General features: G+C 70.1%; 18 protein-coding genes and 1 tRNA gene. 13 read left to right on the forward strand and 6 right to left on the reverse strand.

From position 1 onward, the window contains the following. Positions 1 to 8: 8 nt before the first annotated feature. A complete protein-coding gene (locus tag F9C11_RS29585; protein ID WP_409180631.1) occupies positions 9 to 686 on the reverse strand; it encodes a phosphonatase-like hydrolase in 678 nt (225 codons plus the stop codon). Continuing rightward, positions 683 to 1672, reverse strand: coding sequence for a phosphotransacetylase (locus F9C11_RS29590; protein ID WP_409180632.1), 990 nt, complete (start codon positions 1670 to 1672; stop codon positions 683 to 685). The genes F9C11_RS29585 and F9C11_RS29590 overlap by 4 nt, the downstream gene beginning before the upstream one ends. Positions 1673 to 1876: 204 nt before the next feature. Here F9C11_RS29590 and ald point away from each other — a divergent pair, with 204 nt between their 5' ends. From ald to F9C11_RS29615, 5 genes are all read left to right on the forward strand, one after another. After that, positions 1877 to 2992 carry an alanine dehydrogenase gene (gene ald, locus F9C11_RS29595; RefSeq protein WP_409180633.1) on the forward strand — a complete coding sequence of 372 codons (1116 nt, stop codon included), beginning with the start codon at positions 1877 to 1879 and terminating at the stop codon, positions 2990 to 2992. 93 nt (positions 2993 to 3085) lie between these two features. Continuing rightward, complete coding sequence (locus F9C11_RS29600; protein WP_409180634.1) at positions 3086 to 4549, forward strand: PLP-dependent aminotransferase family protein; 1464 nt, start codon at positions 3086 to 3088, stop codon at positions 4547 to 4549. 107 nt (positions 4550 to 4656) lie between these two features. After that, entirely contained in the window at positions 4657 to 6321 is a 1665-nt protein-coding gene (locus F9C11_RS29605; RefSeq protein WP_409180635.1) for an amidohydrolase, read from the forward strand. After that, positions 6318 to 6557, forward strand: a complete 240-nt coding sequence (locus F9C11_RS29610; protein ID WP_409180636.1) for a DUF3311 domain-containing protein — start codon at positions 6318 to 6320, stop codon at positions 6555 to 6557. Before F9C11_RS29605 ends, F9C11_RS29610 begins: the two co-directional genes overlap by 4 nt. Further along, a complete protein-coding gene (locus tag F9C11_RS29615; protein WP_409180637.1) occupies positions 6551 to 7990 on the forward strand; it encodes a sodium:solute symporter in 1440 nt (479 codons plus the stop codon). The genes F9C11_RS29610 and F9C11_RS29615 overlap by 7 nt, the downstream gene beginning before the upstream one ends. On the opposite strand, the gene F9C11_RS29620 is transcribed toward F9C11_RS29615, so the two are convergent. The 3 genes from F9C11_RS29620 to F9C11_RS29630 are packed head-to-tail and all read right to left on the reverse strand — an operon-like array spanning position 7987 to position 11466. Further along, on the reverse strand, positions 7987 to 9666 hold the full coding sequence (locus F9C11_RS29620; protein WP_409180638.1) for a cobaltochelatase CobT-related protein: 1680 nt from the start codon (positions 9664 to 9666) through the stop codon (positions 7987 to 7989). The two genes, F9C11_RS29615 and F9C11_RS29620, sit on opposite strands and share 4 nt — an antisense overlap. Next, the gene (locus F9C11_RS29625; RefSeq protein ID WP_409180639.1) at positions 9663 to 10607 is read right to left on the reverse strand and encodes an AAA family ATPase; all 945 of its coding nucleotides are present in this window, start codon (positions 10605 to 10607) and stop codon (positions 9663 to 9665) included. Before F9C11_RS29625 ends, F9C11_RS29620 begins: the two co-directional genes overlap by 4 nt. Before the next feature lie 13 nt (positions 10608 to 10620). Beyond that, entirely contained in the window at positions 10621 to 11466 is an 846-nt protein-coding gene (locus tag F9C11_RS29630; protein ID WP_409180640.1) for an IclR family transcriptional regulator, read from the reverse strand. 144 nt (positions 11467 to 11610) lie between these two features. Here F9C11_RS29630 and xsc point away from each other — a divergent pair, with 144 nt between their 5' ends. From xsc to F9C11_RS29660, 6 genes are all read left to right on the forward strand, one after another. Beyond that, positions 11611 to 13419: a sulfoacetaldehyde acetyltransferase gene (xsc, locus tag F9C11_RS29635; RefSeq protein WP_409180641.1), complete on the forward strand. Its 1809-nt coding sequence runs from the start codon at positions 11611 to 11613 to the stop codon at positions 13417 to 13419. A gap of 207 nt (positions 13420 to 13626) precedes the next feature. Beyond that, entirely contained in the window at positions 13627 to 14991 is a 1365-nt protein-coding gene (locus tag F9C11_RS29640; RefSeq protein WP_409180642.1) for an aspartate aminotransferase family protein, read from the forward strand. A gap of 295 nt (positions 14992 to 15286) precedes the next feature. Further along, on the forward strand, positions 15287 to 16648 hold the full coding sequence (locus tag F9C11_RS29645) for an amino acid permease (RefSeq protein ID WP_409187000.1): 1362 nt from the start codon (positions 15287 to 15289) through the stop codon (positions 16646 to 16648). A 186-nt stretch (positions 16649 to 16834) separates the two neighbouring features. Continuing rightward, on the forward strand, positions 16835 to 17581 hold the full coding sequence (locus F9C11_RS29650) for a sulfite exporter TauE/SafE family protein (protein WP_409180643.1): 747 nt from the start codon (positions 16835 to 16837) through the stop codon (positions 17579 to 17581). Between the two features lie 214 nt (positions 17582 to 17795). Further along, on the forward strand, positions 17796 to 18515 hold the full coding sequence (locus tag F9C11_RS29655) for a sulfite exporter TauE/SafE family protein (protein ID WP_409180644.1): 720 nt from the start codon (positions 17796 to 17798) through the stop codon (positions 18513 to 18515). Between the two features lie 311 nt (positions 18516 to 18826). Next, positions 18827 to 18910: transfer RNA gene (locus tag F9C11_RS29660), tRNA-Leu, on the forward strand. Here F9C11_RS29660 and F9C11_RS29665 read toward each other — a convergent pair. Continuing rightward, positions 18892 to 19626: a hypothetical protein gene (locus tag F9C11_RS29665; protein ID WP_409180645.1), complete on the reverse strand. Its 735-nt coding sequence runs from the start codon at positions 19624 to 19626 to the stop codon at positions 18892 to 18894. The genes F9C11_RS29660 and F9C11_RS29665 overlap by 19 nt on opposite strands. A gap of 22 nt (positions 19627 to 19648) precedes the next feature. Between F9C11_RS29665 and F9C11_RS29670 the strand changes: the two genes are divergently transcribed. After that, the gene (locus tag F9C11_RS29670) at positions 19649 to 20074 is read left to right on the forward strand and encodes a hypothetical protein (RefSeq protein ID WP_409180646.1); all 426 of its coding nucleotides are present in this window, start codon (positions 19649 to 19651) and stop codon (positions 20072 to 20074) included. 1080 nt (positions 20075 to 21154) lie between these two features. After that, positions 21155 to 22465 carry a hypothetical protein gene (locus F9C11_RS29675; RefSeq protein WP_409180647.1) on the forward strand — a complete coding sequence of 437 codons (1311 nt, stop codon included), beginning with the start codon at positions 21155 to 21157 and terminating at the stop codon, positions 22463 to 22465. The last annotated feature ends 53 nt before the right edge of the window (positions 22466 to 22518 follow it).

A 22518-nucleotide genomic window follows, 5' to 3' on the forward strand; every position in this document is an offset into this window, starting at 1 on the left:
ACGCCGCGTTAGTGCTCAAGAACCGCCGGCAACTCCGCCACCGACCCCAGCACATGCGTAGCCCCATGAGCCCGCAACGTCGCCTCGTCATGCGCCCCAGTCAGCACCCCCGCCGCCACTGACGCGCCCGCCCGGCGGCCGGTCAGCATGTCGAATCCGGTGTCCCCCGCGACCGCGACCGCGCGCACGTCCGTGATTCCCAATCGCAGCACCGCGGTCAGCACCATGTCCGGGAATGGACGTCCCCGCCCGCCCGCATCAGCCGGGCACACCACCAGATCCGCCAGATCCGTCCACCCCAGCCGCTTCAGCAACGCGTCCCGCGTCCGGGCCGAGAAACCCGTGCTCAAACACACCCGACGCCCCTGCGCCCGCAATTTGTCGATCGCCTCCTCCGCCCCGGGAAGAGGAGCAGCAACCTCGATGGCCTGCGAAGCAAAAGCCGTCTCGAAAACCCGATTAGCCTTCTCCGCCACCCCGTCCGCGGGAAAAAGCGCCCGGAAAACCTCGATCTTCGACTGCCCCATCGTGTCGCGAACGTAGGCGTCCACGTCCTCGCGCTCCGGCGAGTCCGCAGGCACCCCGACCGCCTCCAGCGCCGCCGAGAAAGCCGCCTCGACCGCGCCGTCGTCCCGGACCGTCGTGCCCGCCATGTCCAGCACGACCAGTTCCACCGCTCGCGTCACCGGACCCCCTCCACTTCCCGCCCGGTCACCGCGTGCACCGCGCTGATCAGGGCCATCGTCTCGATGTCCGCCGCGCTGCAGCCGCGCGACAGGTCGTGCAGCGGGGCCGCCACGCCCTGCAGGATCGGCCCGAGCGCGGTCGCCCCGCCCAGCCGTTCCGCGATCTTGTAAGCGATGTTCCCGGCATCGAGATTGGGGAACACCAGCACGTTCGCCCGCCCGGCGACAGTCGACCGCGGCGCCTTCGCCACCCCGACCGCATCCACCACCGCGGCGTCGAATTGCAATTCCCCGTCGACATCCACGCCAGGCAGCCGTTCCCGCACCAGCGAAGTCGCCTGCCGGACCTTGTCCACCGCGGAATGCTTGGCACTGCCTTGCGTGCTGAAGGAGAGCATCGCCACCACCGGCTCGGTTCCGGTCAGCGCGCGGTGCGTGGCCGCCGCGCCGACCGCGATGTCGGCCAGCGCGTCCGCGTCCGGCTCGGGAACCACCGCGCAGTCGGCGAAAGTGAGCGATCGGCCGTCCTGCAACAACATCAGGAAGCAGCTGCTCAGCGTCCGCACCCCGGGAGCAAGACCGACGATCCGCAAGCCGGCCCGCAACACATCGGACGTCGGCCGCGTCGCCCCCGCCAGGCACGCGTCCACCCGGCCCAGCGCGAGAAGCGCGGCAGAGAGGGCGACCGGATCGGTGCGAACCGTGTCCACCCGGTCCGGAAACGCCATACCCAACCGCGCGAGGACAGCGTCGTCCGCAGCCAACGCGGCAGTGTCCAGCAGAGGCGGCACCGAAAAACCAAGCTCCGCCGCGGCCGCAGCGATCTCCTCCGCGGGCCCGATGAGCACTGGCGAGACCTCGCCCCGCTCGACCAGATGCGCGGCCGCGGTGACAGCGCGCGGGTCGGCGCCGTCGGCGAGGGCGACGCGCGGGCGGGCGTCGCCGACGCGTTCCCGCCAGGTCTCGGCCAGAGGGGCCATGGTCATCTCGCAAACTCCCTCGCGGACGGCAGTGCTCCCCGAGCAGGATCCCGACCGCTGGCCCCCAGGGACAGAGCCAGAACAGCGCCCGTTGACAGGTCCAGAACGGCGGAGAGCTGGACCTGTCGACCGAGCGGTTTCTGGCACTTTCGCGGTGGCCAGTCCTCCCGCACGCTCGGTCGCACCAGACACGGCAGATGGGAGCAGGCGATGAAGATCGGTGTGCCTCGCGAGGTCAAGAACCACGAATACCGGGTGGCGGCGACGCCGGCCGGAGTGCACGAGTTCACCTCGGCCGGCCACGAGGTCTTCGTGGAACGCGGCGCGGGCGAGGGCTCGTCCATCCGCGACGAGGACTACACGGCCGCCGGCGCGAAGCTGCTCGACCGCGCGGACGACGTGTGGGGCGCCGCGGAGATGGTGCTGAAGGTCAAGGAGCCGATCGCCGAGGAGTACCACCGGCTGCGGTCCGACCAGCTCCTGTTCACCTACCTGCACCTCGCCGCGAGCGAGCCGTGCACGAAGGCCCTGCTCGACGCGGGCACCACCTCGGTGGCCTACGAAACGGTCCAGCTGCCCAACGGCTCCCTTCCGCTGCTGTTCCCGATGAGCGAGGTGGCCGGACGGCTGGCCCCGCAGGTCGGCGCGCAGACCCTGATGCGGGTCAACGGCGGGCGCGGAGTGCTGATCGGCGGCGTCTCGGGCGTGCCGCCGGCCCGCGTGGTCGTGCTGGGCGCGGGCGTCGCCGGGATGAACGCGGTCGCCGTCGCGGCCGGGACCTGGGGCGACGTCGTGCTGTTCGACAAGAACGTGGACAAGCTGCGCGCCGCCGACCGGATGTACCAAGGCCGCATCCGGACCGCCGCGGCCAACTCGTACGCCATCGAGCAGGCCGTACTGGAGGCCGACCTGGTGATCGGCGCGGTGCTCGTCCCGGGCGCGAAGGCGCCGAGCCTGGTGTCGAACGAGACGGTCTCGCGGATGAAGCCGGGCAGCGTGCTGGTGGACATCTCGATCGACCAGGGCGGCTGCTTCGAGGACTCGCGCCCGACGACCCACGCCGAGCCGACCTTCCGGGTGCACGAATCGGTGTTCTACTGCGTGGCGAACATGCCGGGCGCGGTCCCGCACACCTCCACGCACGCGCTCACCAACGTCACGCTCCCCTACGCGCTGGAGATCGCGAACAAGGGCCTCCGCACCGCGGTACAGGACACGCCCGAACTCCGCGGCGGCGTGAACACGGTGGCCGGGACGCTGACCTACGAGCCGGTCGCCAGGGCGCACGGCCTGTCCTGCACCGACGTCGCCGACGCGCTGGCCTGAGCCGCACCGGCGTGGCGCGGGGTGGGAAAACCGACCGCCGCGAGTTACGTTTCAGCCCACCCCGCTGCACGCCGGCCACTTGGGAGAGCGCAGTTGCCCCGCACGTTGATCGAGATCGACCGCTCGTCGGACGAACCGCTGTACCGCCAGGTCCGGCGGGCGATCGAGCACGGGATCGCCATCGGCACGTTCGACCCGGCCCGCCGGCTGCCCAGCTCGCGGGAACTGGCCGTCGAACTCGGCGTTTCCCGGAACACGATCAACCTCGCCTACCAGGAGCTGGTCGCCGAGGGCTACGTCGAAAGCCGCGAGCGCAGCGGGCTGTTCGTCAACGGCGAGATGCGCCCGCACTGCGCGGTGGAAGCCCGGGACACCGAATCGCGGATCGACTGGGCGGGCCGGGTGCGCCGGTTCCCGGACGCCGGCGTCGCCCACATCGAAAAGCGCACCGACTGGGCGAGCTACCCGTACCCGTTCCTCGCCGGGCAGGTCGACATCACCGCGTTCCCGGCCCGGTCGTGGACGCGCTGCCTGCGCGACGCGCTCTACCGGCCGCACGTCTTCCACAGCCTGCAGGACAGCGTCGGCTCGGACGATCCGATGCTGGTCGAGATGGTCTGCCGGCAGCTGCTGACCACCCGCGGCATCGAGGCGGACCCGGAAGAAGTCCTGATCACCGTCGGCTCGCAGCAGGGGCTCGACCTGCTCGGCCGCGTGCTGCTCGGCCCGGACCAGGTCGTGGCCATCGAAAACCCCGGCTACCTCGACGCCCGGCACATCTTCCTCCGCACCGGCGCCCGGGTGACCGGCATCGACGTCGACTCCCGCGGCCTGCAGCCGCCCGAATCGCTCGACGGGATCGACCTCCTCTACCTCACCCCGAGCCACCAGCACCCGACCAACGCGACTCTCAGCATCGGCCGCCGCCGCCAGCTCCTGGCCCAGGCCGCGGCGTCCGGCACCGTGGTGGTCGAGGACGACTACGACAGCGAATTCCGCTACCAGGGCAGCCCCACCCCGGCGTTGAAGGCGCTCGACAACACCGGCGACGCCGTCTACCTCGGCACGTTTTCCAAATTCCTCTCCCCCGGCCTGCGCCTCGGCTACCTGGTCGGGCCACGCGAGCTGGTCCGCGCGCTGCGCGAGGCCCGCCGCTACGTCCTGCGCCACCCGCCCGGCCAGCTGCAACGGGCGCTGGCGCTGCTGATCGAAAGCGGCGAGTACCACCGCTCACTGCGCCGCTACCGCACGAAACTGATGCGCAAGTGGACCGCCACCACCGCCGCGGTCGCCGAATACCTGCCGTGGGCGCAAAGCCCGTACCCGCCCGGCGGCGTCAGCCTGTGGATGACCGGACCGTCCGAACTGGACTGCCGGGTGCTCGTCGAGCGCGCGGAGGAACTGGGCATCCTCGTCGAACCCGGCGACATCTTCTTCCTCGGCGACGACCCGCCGCGCAACCACTTCCGCATCGGCTTCTCCGCCACCCCGCCGTCCGCGATCGACCCGGGGATCCGGCTGCTCGGCGACCTCTGCCGGGAACTGCTGGACAGCTGACCGGCACCGCGCTGGACCCACGCGCGCGTCGCTTTCTGGACCTGTTCGCGGACCGGCTCCCCCGGCACTGTCTTGGGGGCAGGACACGTGGACAAGGAGGTCCCATCGTGGGCGAACCCGCCGCATCCGCTCGTCCGGCCCCCGACCTGGTGGTGCTCGGGGGCACGGTGCTGACCCTGGACCGAGGCGGCACGCGGGCGTCCGCGCTCGCCGCCCGCGACGGCCGGATCACCGAAATCGGCGACGACCGCGCGATCGCCGCCCTCGCCGGTCCCGGGACGACAGTGCTCGACCTGGCCGGGCGCACGGTCGTCCCGGGTTTCGTGGAGTCGCACAACCATCCGTCGTTCTTCGGGATGGCGCTGGCCGCCCCGGTCGACGCGGGCAGCCCGCCCAACGACCGGATCAGCGACATCGCCGACCGCGTCCGGCAGGCGGCCCGCGACTTCGGCCCGGGCGAATGGATCAAGGGTTTCCGCTACGACGACACGCTTCTCGCCGACAACCGGCACCCCACCCGGCACGACCTGGACCCGGCGGCGCCGCGCAACCCGGTCCTGCTCACCCACGTGACCGGCCACTTCTCCGTGGCGAATTCCGCCGCGCTGCGAGCCGTCGGCATCACCGCGGCCACGCCGGACCCGCCCGGCGGCGCCATCGCCCGCGACGAACGCGGCGAACCGACCGGCCTGCTCATCGAGACCGCCGCGTTCCTGGTCAACTCCGCGATGCCCGCTCAAGGCCCCGACGAACTGGCCCACGCCCTCCGCCTCGCCGACGCCGAGTACCTGCGCAACGGCGTCACTTCCGTGCACGACACCGGAATCGGCCTGATCGGCGGCGAGCAGGAACTCGCCGCGTACCGGATGCTCACCCGCGCCGGAAAGCTGCGCACCCGCGTCCACGGCTACCTCTTCCACACCCTCCTGCCCGGCCTCGCCGAGGGCACGCCCGAACCGCCCGATCCGGCCGATCCGCACGGTTTCACCATGAACGGCATCAAGATCGTCGCGGACGGCTCGATCCAGGGCCGCACCGGATGCCTGGCCGAGGGCTACACCTGCGACCCCGGCGAGCACGGCATGATGCTGCTCGAACCGGACGACCTGTCCCGCCGCATCGCCGCGCTCGACGCCGCGGGCTGGCAGGTCGCCGTGCACGGCAACGGCGACGCGGCGATCGACGCCATCATCGACGGCTACGCCCGCCTCGGCGCGCCCGAAGGCACCGGCCGCCGGCACCGGATCGAACACTGCCAGACCGCCCGCGAGGACCAGCTCGACCGGATGGCCGAAAACGGCATCGCCGCGTCGTTCTTCATCAAGCACGTCTACTACTGGGGCGACCGGCACCGGGACGTTTTCCTCGGCCCGGAACGCGCGCGCCGGATCAGCCCGCTCGCGTCGGCCCGCTCCCGCGGAATCCGCTTCGGACTCCACTCCGACACCCCGGTCACGCCGGTGCCGCCGCTGGAAGGCATCTGGTGCGCCGTCGCCCGGCAAACCAGCAGCGGCCAGCTCCTCGGGCCGGAGCAGGCGATCGACGTGGAAGCCGCCTTGCGCGGCTACACCATCGACGCGGCCTACCTCGCCGGTGAGGAAGAAATCAAGGGCAGCCTCGAAGTCGGCAAGCTCGCGGACCTGATCGTGCTGTCCGAGGATCCGACCACAGTGGACCCGAGCCGCATTCGCGACCTGACCGTCGACGCCACGGTGATCGGCGGACAGCTGGTCTGGCAACGCGATCCGGCCGAGACGGGAGGTGTCCGATGATCCGGAGTTGGCCGAGCCTGTGCATCGGGCTCGGCATCCCCGCGGTCGCCATCCTCGGCGGCATCCCGCTGGTGGCGGGCTCGCCCGCGACGGTGGCCGGGTTCCCGCTGGTGTTCTTCTGGATGTTCCTCTGCTTCCCGCTGACCACCCTGTGCCTGTGGGTCAGCTGGCGGTTCTTCGACCGCAAGCACTACCCGGCGGACACGCCCGCCAAGAAGGAGGACCAGCAATGCTGATTCTCATCGTCGCGGTCGTGATGGGACTGTCGATCCTGCTGGCGCTGTGGGCGGGCCGTTCGTCGCGCGGCGGCGGGATTTCCGAGTTCCTGGTCGGCGGCCGCTCGTTCCCGCCCTGGCTGCTGTACTTCCTGGCGGTCGGCGAGGTGTACAGCATCGGCACGATGATCGGCTTCCCGAGCGGGATCTACGCCCACGGCGCGAGCTACGGAATCTGGTTCCTCGGCTACATCCTGCTCGCCTATTCGCTGGGCTACTTCCTCGCCCCGCTGGTCTGGCGCGCCGCGCGCAAGCACGACGCGATGACCGTCCCGGACGTCTTCGGCCGCCACTACGGCAGCCGGACGCTGGAGCTGATCACCTGCGTCACGATGCTGATCGCGCTCGTTCCGTGGGGCCAGTACCAGTTCATCGGCCTGCAAGTGGTGCTGAGCAACCTCGGCCTGAAGCTGACGCCCGTGCAGTGCGTGCTGCTGGCCGGGATCATCGCGTTCGCCTACATCGCGGTGTCCGGCATCCGCTCCCCCGCGTTCGTGTCGATCCTCAAAGACGTCTTCATGCTGCTCGGCGTGGTGCTCGTCGGCCTCGCCGCGGTGCTGGTCGCCGGAGGGACGTCCGGCGTGACCGGGCCGGAGGCGCTGGCCCGGGCGCAGACCACGATGGGCGGCCAGGACCTGTGGTTCGCGATGACCACGATCCTGTTCCAGAGCGTGGTCTTCTACCTCGGCTTCGGCGGCGCGTACGTGTTCCCGGCGCGTTCGGAGCGGGCGGTGAAGAGTTCGACGGTGTGGATGCCGCTGTACATGCTGATCTACCCGTTCCTCGTCTTCGCCGCCTACTACGGGCTGAAGCAGCACCCCGGGCTGAAAAACCCGAACACGGTCTTCATGGTGACCGCGAAAGGTCTTCTCCCGGAACCGGTTCTGGGCCTCGTGGCCGCCGGCGCCGCGCTGTCCGGCGTGCTGGTGCTGTCCGCGACCGCGCTGGCGATCGGCGGCATGGTCAGCCGCAATCTGGCCCCGAACGTCCGGCCCGCGGCACAACGGCGCTGGACGGTCGTGGCGGTGGCGGTGTTCCTGGTGCTCGCCGCGGTGCTCACGCTGACCGCCTCGACGCTCATGCTCACCGTGCTGAACCTGACCTACAACCTGCTGGCCCAGGTGGTCCCGGGCTGGCTGGCGATCCTCTTCGCGCGGCGGGTCCGCACGGCCGCGATCGCGACCGGGATGGTGGTCGGAGTGGTGACCGCCGTCGTCCTGTACGTCACCGGCGTGAAGCTGGGCGGCCTCAACACCGGCCTGGTGTCGATGGGCGTCAACCTGGTGATCGTATTCGGCTGGAGCCTGCTCGCGCCCGGCCCGAAGCGGTCTCCGATCGCCTTGGAGCGCAGCGAACCCGCTGGAGCGGCGCCGGTCGCGCAGCCAGCGGCCTAGCGGCGGGCGATCAGGCCAAGGATCTCGCGGAAGGCACGGAACCCCGTGCCTTCCGCGGCGTCCAAAGCCACGCTGCGCCGGTAATACGCACTGAGATCCAGCCCGACCCCGATGCCGTACACCTCCGTGCCGCCCCGCTCCACCCCATCGGCCACCTGCACCAAATGGCGGTCGAGGTATCGCTCCTCATTCGCCAACGCGGTCGCCCCGTCCATCGGGCTCCCGTCCGACAGCACGAAAACCAGCCGCCGCCGAGCCTCGCAGGCCCGCGCCCGCTCCGCCGCCCAAGCCAACGCCTCGCCGTCGATGCCTTCGCGGAACAGATCAGCCTTGAGCAACGCCGCGACATCCCGCCGAGCGCGCCGCCACGGTGTCGCCGCGTCCTTGAACACCAGGTGCCGACGCTCATTGAGCCGCCCCGGCTGCTTCGGCCGTCCGGCACGCAGCCAGTCCCGCCGCGCCCGCCCGCCGTGCCAGGCACCGGTGGTGAAGCCGAGGATTTCGCACCTGGCCCCGGCGAGATCGAGCGCGCGAGCGAAGAGATCCACCAGCACCGCAACGGTTTCCCGGTGCGCCTTCATCGAACCCGAGCAGTCGATCAGGAAGGTGACCAGCACGTCGGCGACCGGCTCGGTGCGCTCGACCCGGAACACCCGATGGTCCGCAGGCGTCGCGATCAGCCGCGCGAGGGCCCGGCCGTCGATCTGGCCTTCCTCCTGCGCACCGTCCCAACCGGACCGTTCCGGCTCGGCGAGTACCGCAGTGAGTTCCCGCGCGAGCCGAGCCACGTTCACGCCCTGCTTCGACACCCGCGCGTCCAGCCGTTCGCGCAACTCCCGCAGCAATTCCGGACGCACCAACGGTCCCGCCCGGTCCTCGCGGTCGTACGCAGTGGTGAACACCCGATACGACCCGGCCGCCACCGGTCCTTTGTGGTCGCCGAGACCTGCGGTACCGCCTTCCTCGCTGCCGGTTTCGTCGTCGAAATCCAGCAGCAACGCATACGCCGCAGTGTCTTCTTCGTCCTCGGAGTCTTCGGACTTCTCCGGCTCCAGCAGTCCGGCGACCGCCTCCGCCAGCGCCCGCGCATGCTCGGCGAACGCCGCCTGATCGGCCCGATTCCGCCGAAGCCCGGCCAAGTGCGCTCCGAGCATCGGCGCGATCGCCGCCCGGGTGGCCTCGATCAGGTCCTCGGTTTCCTCCACGACCGGCTCGCCGGTGATCCGCGCCCGCGCGACCTGCGCGACGGTGTAGATCAGCACGCCGCGCGCGGTCTCGGTCAGTCCATTGTGGTGCGCGGAAAGCGACCAGCGTTCGTGCCGCCGCCGCAGATTCGCCGTCACGCCAGGCAATCCAGCCGGAACCAGCGACTCGACCCGGAACTGCTCCAGCAGCTCGAACAGCAGCCGCTCGACCCCGCCGTCCGGCCGCAACCGCTGGTGCAGCTCGCGATCCGACCGGCTCAGGTGCAGCGCCATCCCGTCCGCCGCGCCGCGAAAGGACAGCACATCCTCGTCTTCGGCGCGCAAATGCGGTGCGGGCATCGGCACCGGACGGGTGCCGCGATGCAGGCGCCCGCCCCGGAAATGCGCGTCCGCCGACCCGCTGACCGCCCGGATCGCCGCCGCGGACAGCTCCTCGACCTGCCGGCGATGCCGGGTCTCCGGCGTGCTCACGCCGCGGCCAGCTCCAGGTCGAAGCAGCGCTGGAAGTACTCCGCGACGACCGGGCGCTCGGCCTCGTCGCATTTGTTGAGGAACGTCAACCGGAAGGCGAGCGCCGGATCGCCGAAGATCTCGCAGTTCTCCGCCCACGTGATGACCGTGCGCGGGGACATCAGCGCGGACAGGTCGCCAGCCCGGAACCCCTCGCGGGTCAGCCCGGCCACCGCCACCATCGCCTCGGCGAACTGCCCGGACAGCCGCGGCACGCGCGCCCGCACGATCGCGGCTTCCTCCTCCGGAGCCAGGTAATCCAGCGCCGCGACGATGTTCCACCGGTCGATCTGCGCGTGGTTGAGCCGCTGGACGCCGTGGTAGAGCCCGTTGAGATTGCCCAGCCCGACGGTGTTGGCGGTGGCGAACACCCGGAACCCCGGATGCGGCCGCAGCACGGTGTTGCTGTCGATCAGCGTGAATTTTCCGTCCCGTTCGAGCAGCCGCTGGATGACGAACATGACGTCCGGCCGTCCCGCGTCGTACTCGTCGAGGATCAGCGCGGTCGGCCGCCGCAGCGACCACGGAAGGATGCCCTCGCGGAATTCGGTGACCTGCTTGCCGTCGCGCAGCACCACCGCGTCCTTGCCGACGAGGTCGAGCCTGCTGAGGTGCCCGTCGAGGTTCACCCGCAGGCACGGCCAGTTCAGCCGCGCGGCGACCTGTTCGACGTGCGTGGACTTGCCGGTGCCGTGCAGTCCCTGCACGAGCACGCGCCGGTTGTGCGCGAACCCGGCCAGCAACGCGAGCGTCACGTCCGGGTTGAACCGGTAGGCCGGATCGATCTCGGGAACGTGCTCGTCGGGTTCGGCAAAGCCCGGGACCACCAGGTCCGAGTCGAGACCGAACGCGTCGCGCACGGCGATCCGGGCGTCGGGACCGTTGCCGCACAACGGGTTCATCGGGGGACCTCCGTCAGGACGGGATGCTGTCGGCGTCGTCGGCCGCGCCCTCGGCCTCGACCCGCATGATCGCTTCGGCGGCCCGCTGCAACGCGGGCAGCGCCTGCAAAGCCTTGTCGGCGGTGAGCCGCATGACCGGTGCCTGCACCGCCACCGCCAGGTTCGACCGCCCGCCGCGGCTGGGCACCAGCACCGCCACGCACACGAGCCCGGGCAGGAATTCCTCGTCGTCGAGGGCGAACCCGTCGCGCCGGATGCGGGCGAACTCCTCCTCGAGCGCGTCGAGATCGGTGACCGTCTTCGGCGTGTACCGCTTGAGCGGGGCGTGCGCGAGCAGCTTGCGCCGCTGCGCCGGGCTCATCTGCGAGAGGATGATCTTGCCGCTGGCCGAGCAGTGGATCGGCACGCGCGAACCCGGCCGCAGGTAGAACCGCAGCGGCTCGGGCGTTTCGACGCGGTCGAGGTAGACGATCTCGCTGCCGGACAGCGCGGTGATGTTGCAGCTCTCCCCCAGCTCGTCGACCAGATGGGTGAGCACCGCGCGGCGCGCGCCGTGGTGGGTGGCGTTGAGCAGCAGGTTCTCCGCGAGCCGGCGCAGCCGGTCGCCGGTGCCGTAATGCCGCCCGTCGGCCTGGCGCACGAGCAGCCCCGCGCCCTCCAGCTGCTGCAGCATCCGGTGCAGCGTCGGCTTCGGCAGGCCGGTCTCCTCGACCAGGCTCTGCAGCGTCACCAGCTGGTCCTTCGCCGCGATCAGCTCGAGCAGCGAGAACAGCCGCATGGTCGGGGTGTCTCCGTCGAGGCCCGCGCCGTCCGGCTCGCGCACGAGTTCCACGGCGCCGCTCTTCCGCAACTCACTCACGTTCCGAAAACTAGCACATCCTGTCTCGTTTTCCATCAACTGCCGGTTGACCTCCCGTCCGCGGCGTCCTATCGTCCATCGCGTTCAGGTTTTACGAACACCACGTACCGAAAACCAAGACTTTCAGCGTCGAAGGAGTTCACCATGGCGGAGAGGAAGACGGGCGACGGCCGCACCGTCGTCAGCGGGACGGCGAAGATGACCCCGTCGGAGGCCTTCGTCGAGACGCTGGTGGCCAACGGCGTCACCGACATCTTCGGCATCATGGGCTCGGCGTTCATGGACGCGATGGACATCTTCGCGCCGGCCGGCATCCGCCTCGTCCCGGTCGTGCACGAGCAGGGCGCCGCGCACATGGCCGACGGCTACGCCCGGGTCAGCGGCCGCCACGGCGTGGTCATCGGGCAGAACGGCCCGGGCATCAGCAACTGCGTCACCGCGATCGCCGCGGCGTTCTGGGCGCACAGCCCGGTCGTGATGATCACGCCCGAGGCGGGCACGATGGGCACCGGGCTGGGCGGCTTCCAGGAGGCCAACCAGCTGCCGATGTTCCAGGAGTTCACGAAGTACCAGGCGCACGTCAACAACCCGAAGCGGATGGCCGAGTACACCGCGCGGGCCTTCGACCGGGCGCTGTCGGAGATCGGCCCGACGCAGCTGAACATCCCGCGCGACTTCTTCTACGGCGAGATCGAGACCGAGATCCCCGAGCCGCAGCGGCTGGACCGCGGCCCCGGCGGCGAAAAGAGCCTCGCCCAGGCCGCCGAACTGCTGGCCACCGCCGAGTTCCCGGTCATCATCTCCGGCGGCGGCGTGGTCATGTCCGACGGCGTCGAGGAATGCAAGGCCCTCGCCGAACGCCTCGGCGCGCCGGTGGTGAACAGCTACCAGCACAACGACAGCTTCCCGGCCAGCCACCCGCAGTGGTGCGGCCCGCTCGGCTACCAGGGCTCCAAGGCCGCGATGAAGCTGATCTCGCAGGCGGACGTGGTGATCGCGCTCGGCACCCGGCTCGGCCCGTTCGGCACCCTGCCGCAGCACGGCATGGACTACTGGCCCAAGAACGCGAAGATCATCCAGATCGACGCGGACCACAAGATGCTCGGCCTGGTCAAGAAGATCACCGTCGGCATCTGCGGCGACGCCAAGGCCGCCGCGGCGGCGCTGACCGAACGCCTCGCCGACCGCACCCTCGCCTGCGACGCCACCCGCGGCGAACGCGCCGCGCGCACCAAGGCCGAAAAGGACGCGTGGGAACAAGAACTCACCGAGTGGACCCACGAGAAGGACCCGTACTCGCTCGACATGATCGCCGAGCAGGAGCAGGAGGAGGGCAACTGGCTGCACCCGCGCCAGGTCCTGCGCGAACTGGAGAAGGCGATGCCGCCGCGGGTGATGGTCTCCACCGACATCGGCAACATCAACTCCGTGGCGCACAGCTACCTGCGTTTCGAGGAGCCGCGGTCGTTCTTCGCGCCGATGTCCTTCGGCAACTGCGGGTACGCGCTGCCGACGATCATCGGAGCCAAGGCCGCGGCGATGGACCGGCCGGCGATCGCGTACGCCGGCGACGGCGCGTGGGGCATGAGCATGGGCGAGGTCATGACCGCGGTGCGGCATGACATCCCGGTGACCGCGGTCGTGTTCCACAACCGCCAGTGGGGCGCGGAAAAGAAGAACCAGGTCGACTTCTACGACCGCCGGTTCGTCGCCGGCGAACTGGAAAGCGAGAGCTTCGCCGGGATCGCGCGGGCGATGGGCGCGGACGGCATCGTCGTGGACCAGCTCGAGGACGTCGGCCCGGCGCTGAAGAAGGCCGTGGACGCGCAGATGAACGAGGGCCGCACGACGGTCATCGAGATCATGTGCACCCGCGAGCTGGGCGACCCGTTCCGCCGCGACGCGCTGTCGAAGCCGGTGCGGTTCCTGGAGAAGTACCAGGACTACGTGTAATCGCCTCGTGAGTGTTCATCACGGTTAGAACCGTGATGAACACTCACGACCCCCTGCCCGGCCGAGCCCTTTGCGCCCGGCCGGGCTTTTTCGTGCCCCGCGCGGAATCTGGCACCGGCGACCGGCCGCTTTCTGGCTCTGGGCCAGTGCCAGAAAGATTGCGATCGTCGACACATTCCCGTTCTCGCACACACAGGAGGTCGCCAGGTGAACGTCACGGAGCTGCGGGCCACTGCCCGCCGACACCTCGGGCCGCACTTCACGCGCAAGGACACCTGGCAGAGCGACTTCCCGGTGTTCGTCCGCGGCGAGGGCAGCTATCTCATCGACACCGAGGGCCGCCGCCACCTCGACGGCCTCGCCGGGCTGTTCTGCGTCAACATGGGCCACGGCCGCGCGGACATCGCCAAGGCCGCGGCCGAGCAGGTCGGCACCCTCGCCTACGCCAGCAACTGGGGCTCGGCGCACCCGCCGTCGATCGAGGCCGCCCGGATCATCGCCGACCTCGCCCCCGGCGACCTCGGCACCACGTTCTTCGTGAACTCCGGCTCCGAGGCGGTCGAGACCGCGCTGAAGTTCGTCCGGCAGTACCACCGCAGCCAGGGCGCCCCGGAGCGGACGAAGATCATCAGCCGCGAAATGGCCTACCACGGCACGACCATGGGCGCGCTGTCGGTGACCGGCCTGCCCAAGATCAAGGAGCCGTTCGGCCCGCTGCTGCCGGGCGTCCGGCACGTGCCGAACACCCTCGGCTTCACCGGCGACTGCGGCCCGGCCGACCAGCTGGACTGCGTCCGCGCGATCGAGGCGGTCATCCTCGAGGAAGGCCCGGAGACGGTCGCCGCGGTCTTCGCCGAGCCGGTCCAGAACGGCCGGGGCGCGCTGGTCCCGCCGGACGGCTACTGGCCGGCGCTGCGGGCGCTGTGCGACAAGTACGGCATCCTGCTCGTTTCGGACGAGGTCATCTGCTCGTTCGGCCGCCTCGGCCACTTCTTCGGCCACGGCCTGACCGGCGTGGTCCCCGACCTGATCACCTTCGCCAAGGGCTCCACCTCGGGCTACGCCCCGCTCGGCGGCGTGATCGTGCGGGAGCAGCTGGTCACCGAGCTGTACGACTCCCCGAAGGGCGGCGTCTTCACCCACGGCGCGACCTGGGGCGGCCACCCGGTCTCGACGGCCATCGCGGTAGCCAACATCAGCGCGATGCGCGACGAGAAGGTGCCCGAGCACGTCCTCTCCGAGGGCCCGAAGCTCCACGCGGCGCTCGAGTCGCTGAAGGACGCGCACCGGTGCGTCAAGGACGTCCGCGGCACCGGGTTCTTCTACGCGATCGAGCTGATGGCCGACCGCGACGGCGGCCGCGAGCTGACCGACCAGGAGTCGCTGACGGTCCTGCGGGAGGTCCTGCCGGAGTCGTTCCGCCGCACCGGGGTCATCCTCCGCGGCGACGACCGGGGCGCGACCATGCTGATGATTTCGCCGCCGCTGGTGGCCGGCACGGACGTGCTGGACGAGCTCCTGCACGGCGTCGACGGCATGCTCACCGACGTGGAGAAGGCGATCCAGCCCTGACGGATGGCCGGGACGGGCGCTGGGTACCTCATTGTTCCGAGGGTGCCCGGCGCCCGTCCTGCTGTCCGGGATCAGGCGGTTCTGGTACCGGAGCATGGCTAGCATCTGGCTCTCGCGGCGGGGCCTGTTCCTTCTTACGGTGACGGGAACCACACAGCAGCTCTCAGCGACATCGCGGCGGCGGCCGGCGCGGGGACATCGAGGTCCCCCGGCGCCGCCGGAAGGAGGAGACGTGGGTTCTGCACCGGAAACAGCCGCCGAGAGCGGCCTCAAACCGGGCCTCAAGCAACGCCACATGAATCTGATCGCACTGGGCGGCGTGATCGGCGCCGGCCTGTTCGTCGGAAGCGGCGTGGTCATCCAGTCGGCCGGGCCCGCGGCGGTGGTCTCGTTCCTGATCGCCGGGCTGATCACCGTGCTCATCATGCGGATGCTGGCCGAAATGACCGTCGCGCGGCCCGCGCTCGGCTCGTTCTACGTCTACGCCAGGGAGGCGATGGGCAACCGGGCCGGCTTCACCGTCGGCTGGATGTACTGGTATTTCTTCGTGATCGTGGTGGCCGTCGAGGCGGTCGCCGGCGGCCGGATCCTGCAGCTGTGGCTGCCGAACGTGCCGCTGTGGGTGCTCAGCCTCGGGCTGCTCCTGCTGCTGACCGCCACGAACCTGGTCTCCGCGCGGTCGTACGGGGAGTTCGAGTACTGGTTCTCGTCCATCAAGGTCATCGCGATCCTGGTGTTCCTGGTGGTCGGAGCCCTGTACCTGTTCGGCGTCTGGCCGGGCTCGCACGGCGGCGTCGGCAACCTGGTCTCGCACGGCGGTTTCGCCCCGATGGGCATCGGCGCGGTGCTGGCCGCGGTCGTCCCCTGCGTCGGCTTCTACACCGGCGCCGAGATCGTCACCATCGCCGCCGCCGAATCCGCCGAGCCCCGGCGCGCGATCGCCAAGGCCATGCGCTCGATCGTGTTCCGCGTCGTGCTGTTCTACGTCGGCTCGGTCTTCGTCGTGGTCGCGGTGAAGGCCTGGAATTCGCCGGACACCGCCGTCAGCCCGTACGCCGCGGTCCTGGACGTGCTCGGCATCCCCGCCGTCTCGACGATCATGAACGCGATCGTCCTGACCGCCGTGCTCTCCTGCCTGAACTCGGCGCTGTACACGTCGTCGCGGATGCTCTTCGCCCTGACCCGCAACGGCGACGCCCCGAAGATGTTCACGAAACTGTCCCGCAGCGGCGTCCCCCGCCGAGCCATCATCGCCGGGACCGTCATCGGCTACGTCTCCGTCATCGCCGCCTACACCTCGCCGAACCTGATCTTCCAGTTCCTGGTGAACTCCTACGGCGCGGTCGCGCTGTTCGTGTACCTCGCCATCGCACTGGCCCAGGTCCGCCTGCGGAAGCGCCTGCAGAACACCGATCCCGGCGCGCTGGGCCTGAAGATGTGGCTGTTCCCTTGGCTCAGCTACGCCACCATCGCGTTGATGGCCGCGGTCATCCTGGCCATGGCGTTCCTCCCGACGACCCGTTCGCAGTTCTGGCTCAGCGCGGTGACTCTGACGCTGATCCTGATCGCGTACCAGTTCCGGAAGCGCCGCCCCGGACCCGAGGCGGCCGCGCAGAGGGACGCTTCGCGAGGTGAAGCCGGGGTCGCCTCCCCCTGACGACTCGGCCTTTTCGGTCCAGCCGGGCGCTCTGCCCGGCTGGGCCGCGCCGGTTTCCCCGCCCGCCCGTCTGGCGCCCTGCGATGCCGCGTTTCTGGACCTACCGCCACGACCAGCCATGCCGCAAGGTGGAGCGACCCGCCCGCGCCGTGGAGGTCCGATGCCGCGCTCGTCCCCAGCCCGCCGATGACCTTCTGGCACCTATCTCCCGCGGCGATGGCCTTCGCCGTCGCCGCCCTGCTGGCCGGAGGCCTGATCCGCGGCTACTCGGGCTTCGGCGCGTCCTTGGTGTGGGTGAGCTGCCTGTGCCTGGTGCTCCCGCCGCCCGCCGTCATCCCGAGCACGCTCCTGCTGGAAGTAGCCTCCAGCGTGACCCTGCTGCCGAAGTCCTGGCCGGACGCCCACCGCCCGTCAGTGCGCTGGCTGCTCACCGGCGCGCTCCTCGGACTGCCGACCGGAATCTGGTTCCTGGCGGCCCTGCCGGAACGCGCGACCAGGCTGACCGTCGGACTGGTAGTCGGGCTCTCCGCGCTGGCGCTGGCTTTCAGCCGCCGAACCCACCGCCTGCCCGGCCGCGCCGCCTGCGCGGGCATGGGCACCGCCTTCGGAGCCCTGAACGGCGCCTGCGGCATGGGCGGCCCGCCAGTTGTCCTGATGTACCTGGCTTCCCCGCTGCCCATGGCCATGAGCCGGGCGAGCCTCGTGGTCTTCTTCCTGGCCGCCGACTCGATGACAGTCGCGACCGCGGCCGCCGGCGGCCTGCTCACCGGTGAGGTCCTCTGGCAAACCGCCCTCTTCCTCCCCGTCGCGCTCGCCGGAGTAGCCGCCGGAACCTGGCTGTACCACCACGCCCGCGGCGACGTCCGCCGGATCGTGCTGGGGATTCTCGCTGTGTTGTCCCTGGCGCTGGTGGGACAAGCGGTGGTCGCGTGACATGCCAGACGCCGTCGCCCGCATCCGGCACGCCAGCCCCTGCTCTGCCAGGCGACCGCGTCATCCGCCCGGGCTCGTTCCCCGCGGGCCCTTCACCGGCCAGGAAGCCGCCACACCCACCAAGAATCGCCCCTCGCCCCACTCCCCCGCACCCGCCAGGCAGCCGCGTGATCCGCCCGGGCCCCCGCAAGCCCCACACCGGCCTGGCGACCGCATGATCCTAGGCGCACTGGCCGTAGCCTTCGCCGGCTTCATCGGCGGCCTGACCGGATTCGGCGCTTCGCTGGTCGGCACTCCCCTGCTGCTGCTCATCGGCTTCCCGCTGCCGCAAGTGGTGGTCATCAACCTGATCGCCACCATGATCACGAGACTCGCCGTGCTCCACCGCGAACGACACCACATCGACTGGCGGCGAGTAGCCGTCCTGGGCGCCGCAAGCCTCCCCGGCGCCGCCGCGGGAGCCCTCACCCTGCACCTGCTCCCGCCCCACGCGCTCCGCATCCTGGCAGGCACCGTCGTCGTACTCTCCGGCCTGCGCCTGCTCCTGCGCCCCACCCGCGAACCACACCCAGCCACCACGGCGAAACAAACAATCGCCGGCCTCCTGGGCGGCTACCTCTCCACCACGACGTCCTTGAACGGCGCACCCCCAGCCGTCCTGCTCGCCTCGGCAAAAGTCCCGCCCCGAACCTTCGTCGGCGACCTGGCCGGCTACTTCGTGGTGACCAACTGCCTGTCCCTGCTGCTCCTGCTCACCGCGGGCCAGTTCCATACCGCGGATTTGGGCCCGCAGCTCCCGCTCCTCGTCCTGACCGCCCTGGCAGGCAACATCCTGGGCGGCCGCCTCATCGGCCGAGTCCCGCGCACAGTGTTCGACCGGGCGATTGTCGGGTTGATCGTGGTGTCCGGCGTGGTGACGATGATCAGCTCCTGACCCGGCGTTCTCGCTCCCCTGGCCAGTTGGTTTTGGGGACTGCCGTCGGCCAAGCCCCTGCACCGCTCCCGGTCCTATCGCCTCAGCTGGAGCCCTGTCCCGCTGGATCGGACCTGGCAGATCGGCGGCTTGCCCGCCCCGGTCGCGGGAGCCCATGCCCTGTACGGACCTGGATACCTCGCTGACCTGCGAATATTCCGCCACGCTGCCGAATGTCAAGAACAGATGATCATCTCATGCGGTCCATCGGAGCGGTTCCACACCCCCCTGAAAAGGCGTGCCCCGCCGTCGTATACTCTCTTCATCAGCAAGTCCGAGTGGCGGAATGGCAGACGCGCTAGCTTGAGGTGCTAGTGTCCTTAACGGACGTGGGGGTTCAAGTCCCCCCTCGGACACACGTATTAACCCTACGGGGTGGGCGGATGGTCACAGCGACCATCCGCTCTTTTGCGTTATAGACCAGTTCCAGGCCGATCTCCTCGTACAGCTCTTGCAGCCTGGCCGGGCTCGCACTGATCACCTGCCGTCCGGCATCTGCCAGCGAGTCGACCAGCGCTTCGACGTCCGCTCTCACCAGCTCTGAACCGGCTGGAGTTCTCTCCAGTTCCTCTGCTGCCGCGTCGCGTTCCTCCCGTGCGCGGTTCAACGGTTCGATCAGGGCTTCCAGGTCCGCACCGGCCTCGATGGCCTGGGTAAGCCTCGCCAATCGGGTCTTTGCTTGAGTCAGCCGCCGCTGAGCATCCGCCATGCGTTGCGGGTTGACGTTCACGTCGCCAGCGACGCCCAGCATCGCGTCCACGGTTGCGTCGCGCTGGTCTTCTGAGAATGCGCGATGGATGTAACTGTTCAGCGGCTCCATCAACGCCGCTTCGGGCAGGCAGATGTTCTTCGGGTGATCAACTAAAGCGACAGCCCTGGCCGGCGAACGAGGATCGGCCGCGGCAGACGGCAACACGCTGCCGGTGGCGGCCCCGTTGGCCGCGCTCGGCGGGCTCCGGCGCGGCACCACCGTGTCCGTGGCCGGCTCGACGTCTCTGCTGCTGAGCTTGCTGGCGGCGCCGGTCGCCGCAGGATCCTGGGCTGCCGTGGTGGGGATGCCGTCGCTGGGCATCGTGGCCGCCCAAGAGCTCGGAGTGACGCTCGAGCGCCTGGCCCTGGTTCCCTCTCCGGGCCGGGACCCGGCCGCCGTCGTCGGTGCGCTGCTCGACGGCGTGGACATCGTCGTCCTCGGTCCCGACCTGTGCCGCGAGATCCCGCCCTCGATCGCGCACCGGCTCAGCCGCCGCGCCAGGAACCGGTCCGCGCTCCTGGTCGCGGCAGGCGCATGGCTCGGAGCCGAGGTCCGGTTCCGGTGCACACCCGGCCAGTGGCACGGCGTCGGCACCGGCGGGCACGGGTTCCTCGCCCGCCGCGACGCGGTGGTGCACCGCGACGGCAGACGCGTCGCGGCGGAGACCGCGGTCCCCGTCCACCTCCCCGGGCCCGGCCGAGCGCTCGCCGCCCCGGAGGCCGAGCCCGAGCTGGAGCGCCGCCCGGCGATGACCGTCGTCGCGGGATGAACGCGCCCGACCGGCACCGGGACACGCGACCTCCCGCCGACCTCCGAGCCCGGCGCAAAGACGACCGGCGAATGACCGGCGGATCCGACTGTCCGCACGCGACAGAACACGGCGGGAGCAGATCCGCCGCCGCGCACCCGGGGAACCCGCCGCCCGGGAGAGATCGTCCTGTCCGTCGATAGTTGCGCTCCGGAACTGGGCCGGGCCGTGGCCGACCGTCACCGCGAGTGTCGCTTCCGGCGGCGCCCGCCGCCTCATTCGCGTCCAGGCCGTCGTCGAAAACCGGTGCCCGGGCAGCGACGAGGGCGCGCTGCTCTTGACCGGCACGGTCACCCCGGACGCCGTCGCCCGGGTCGCTCGGCTGTTCCCAGCGGCGGATCAGTTCCGGCGCGCACGCCAGGCACGACGGAATCGCCGCGTCCTCCGAGCGTTCGATCGCCTCGCGGACGCGAGGATCCGTTCGCCGATCACTCCAGCCCGCCGGATTTCGGACTCCGTGAAGGCAGGGGCAAGATCGAACCGGGTGGCGAGGCGGAGGATCGCCCCGGCGTCGGCGTGGGGATCCATCAGGTGGTCCTGTGCAGGCGGGAGGCAGAACCGGTCGAACTCTGCGAGCCACATGGTCCCCACGACAAGGAGAGGGCCGTTCTGCTCCGCGAGAATCGTGCGGATGGTCCGCAGGCTCAGTGCTCCGGAATCCAGGTAGCGGGTCAGTGACGTTCACGTCTACGGCAGCTCGTGGTGAAATCGCACGCAGCGGAATACCGATGCCTCAGGAGCAGAGAGCCAGCTTCGAGGATGGCCTCCCGCGTCACCGGAGTGAGTGCGGTTGCCCGGGCAGCGATCCCACAGAGCAGGCCAGGTCAGTCGTCTCCACGGTGTCGAGGTCCCGGAATAGGACACGTACAGTCGCACGGCGACCTGCATGCACGCCGCCCGGTAGCCATCGCCGACCAACCAACGCGAGCTTGGCGGTGAAGCGACCGGAAGCCAGGGCGACGCGAGGCTGTGCCTCACTCGCTGTGTGCCACTCTGGAGCGGCACGCACACCACGCTCAAGCCAGCGGACAGGGAGACAGCATGGGATTCGTGTCCTACATGTCGGTCAGCGAGTTCCTCCGCCGCCGGTTCCGGCGTCTGAGCGACGGCGGCTACGCCGGCCTGGTGTTCCTTCTAGCGCGCCCGGCTGACAGCCCCGCGCTGCACGAGCGGTTCTTCACCGAATGGACCGACATGCACGATGTGACGCGCCGCTACCTGGCCGTCATCACACCCGCTCCGAGCGTCATCCGGCTCGACAGCCAGAGTCCCCACCTCAGGGAGGACAGTCCTGTCATCCGCGGGGTGGAGTGCCTGAGCGACAGCAGAGGACTGAACACGCCAGCGGTCAACGCGTATTCAAAGGTCGCTATGAACACGCGGCAAGGCAACGAGATCGCCCTGGCCCCAACCCTGCCCGGAGAGGTGGCCGGCCACCGCGACGCTCTCACCGTCGCTGCCAGCGAGATGCGCAGGTTCTTCGGCGTCTCCGAGGCGCTACTTCCCTGCGCGGTCTTCGTCTGCCTGCTGGAGCGGAAAGCGGTCGTCGTCGCACTCGACGGCACGCCCACCCTCTACCCGCTGCTGAAGCGGATCAGGATCGGGCTGGAGCCGGTCCTCACCACGATCGACAGGGTGGATGCGGAACTCGAGAAAGCAAAGGCAGCCCGACAGGACCACCAGCGCCGGATCGGCGACTTGCGTACAAAAGCCCAGAGGGTCGGCTGGGACTGGCACCGGCAGTTGGACAGATTGGCACAGGACTTGAGCGTCGTCGCCGGAAGCCTGCCCGAAGATGACGCCGCCCTCTGCCGCAGCGTCGCGTCCTACCTCGCCGGCACTAAGCAGTTTACCGCCGAGAAGCAGGCGTCGGCGCAAGCCTTGGCCCGCGCCTTCGGCGCGGCCGGCATTCATGGAAAAGTCCCTCAGCGATTGAAACGCACCCTTGCGAAAATCGCAGCCGGCTACCCGGACACGCACGACGTGGTGACGCGGCTGGCGGCGGTCGCCGACGAGATATCCGCGCTCCAGCGCCGGATCGGGCAGTTGAAAACGCAGATAGACGACTGCGAACGGGAACTGCATCTCGGCGCTGCGCTCGTCGCGGCCGCCGGCGAATTCGGGATTGAGCCCGTCGGTTCCCAGGGGCTCCTGCCGTGGCGGGAACTGGCCTGGCCGACCGAGGTGCTGGCCGCCCGTGAGCCGACCTCGCGGCCGCGCAGCACCGGTGCGGCGTCGACGACCACTGCGAACCGGGTGGACGGGACCGCCGGCGGGCACGTCGTCCAGGCCGCCACCATCCACGGCGGGGTGCACATCCACCGGCACACCAACGATTCAGGCAACGCCTGAACGCGGTACGAGCAGTTTCCGCACCGTATTCACACAGCTCCTCCGAAGGGTGG

Origin of the sequence: Amycolatopsis sp. VS8301801F10 (genome assembly GCF_046195355.1) — a bacterium.
Lineage (GTDB): Bacteria > Actinomycetota > Actinomycetes > Mycobacteriales > Pseudonocardiaceae > Amycolatopsis.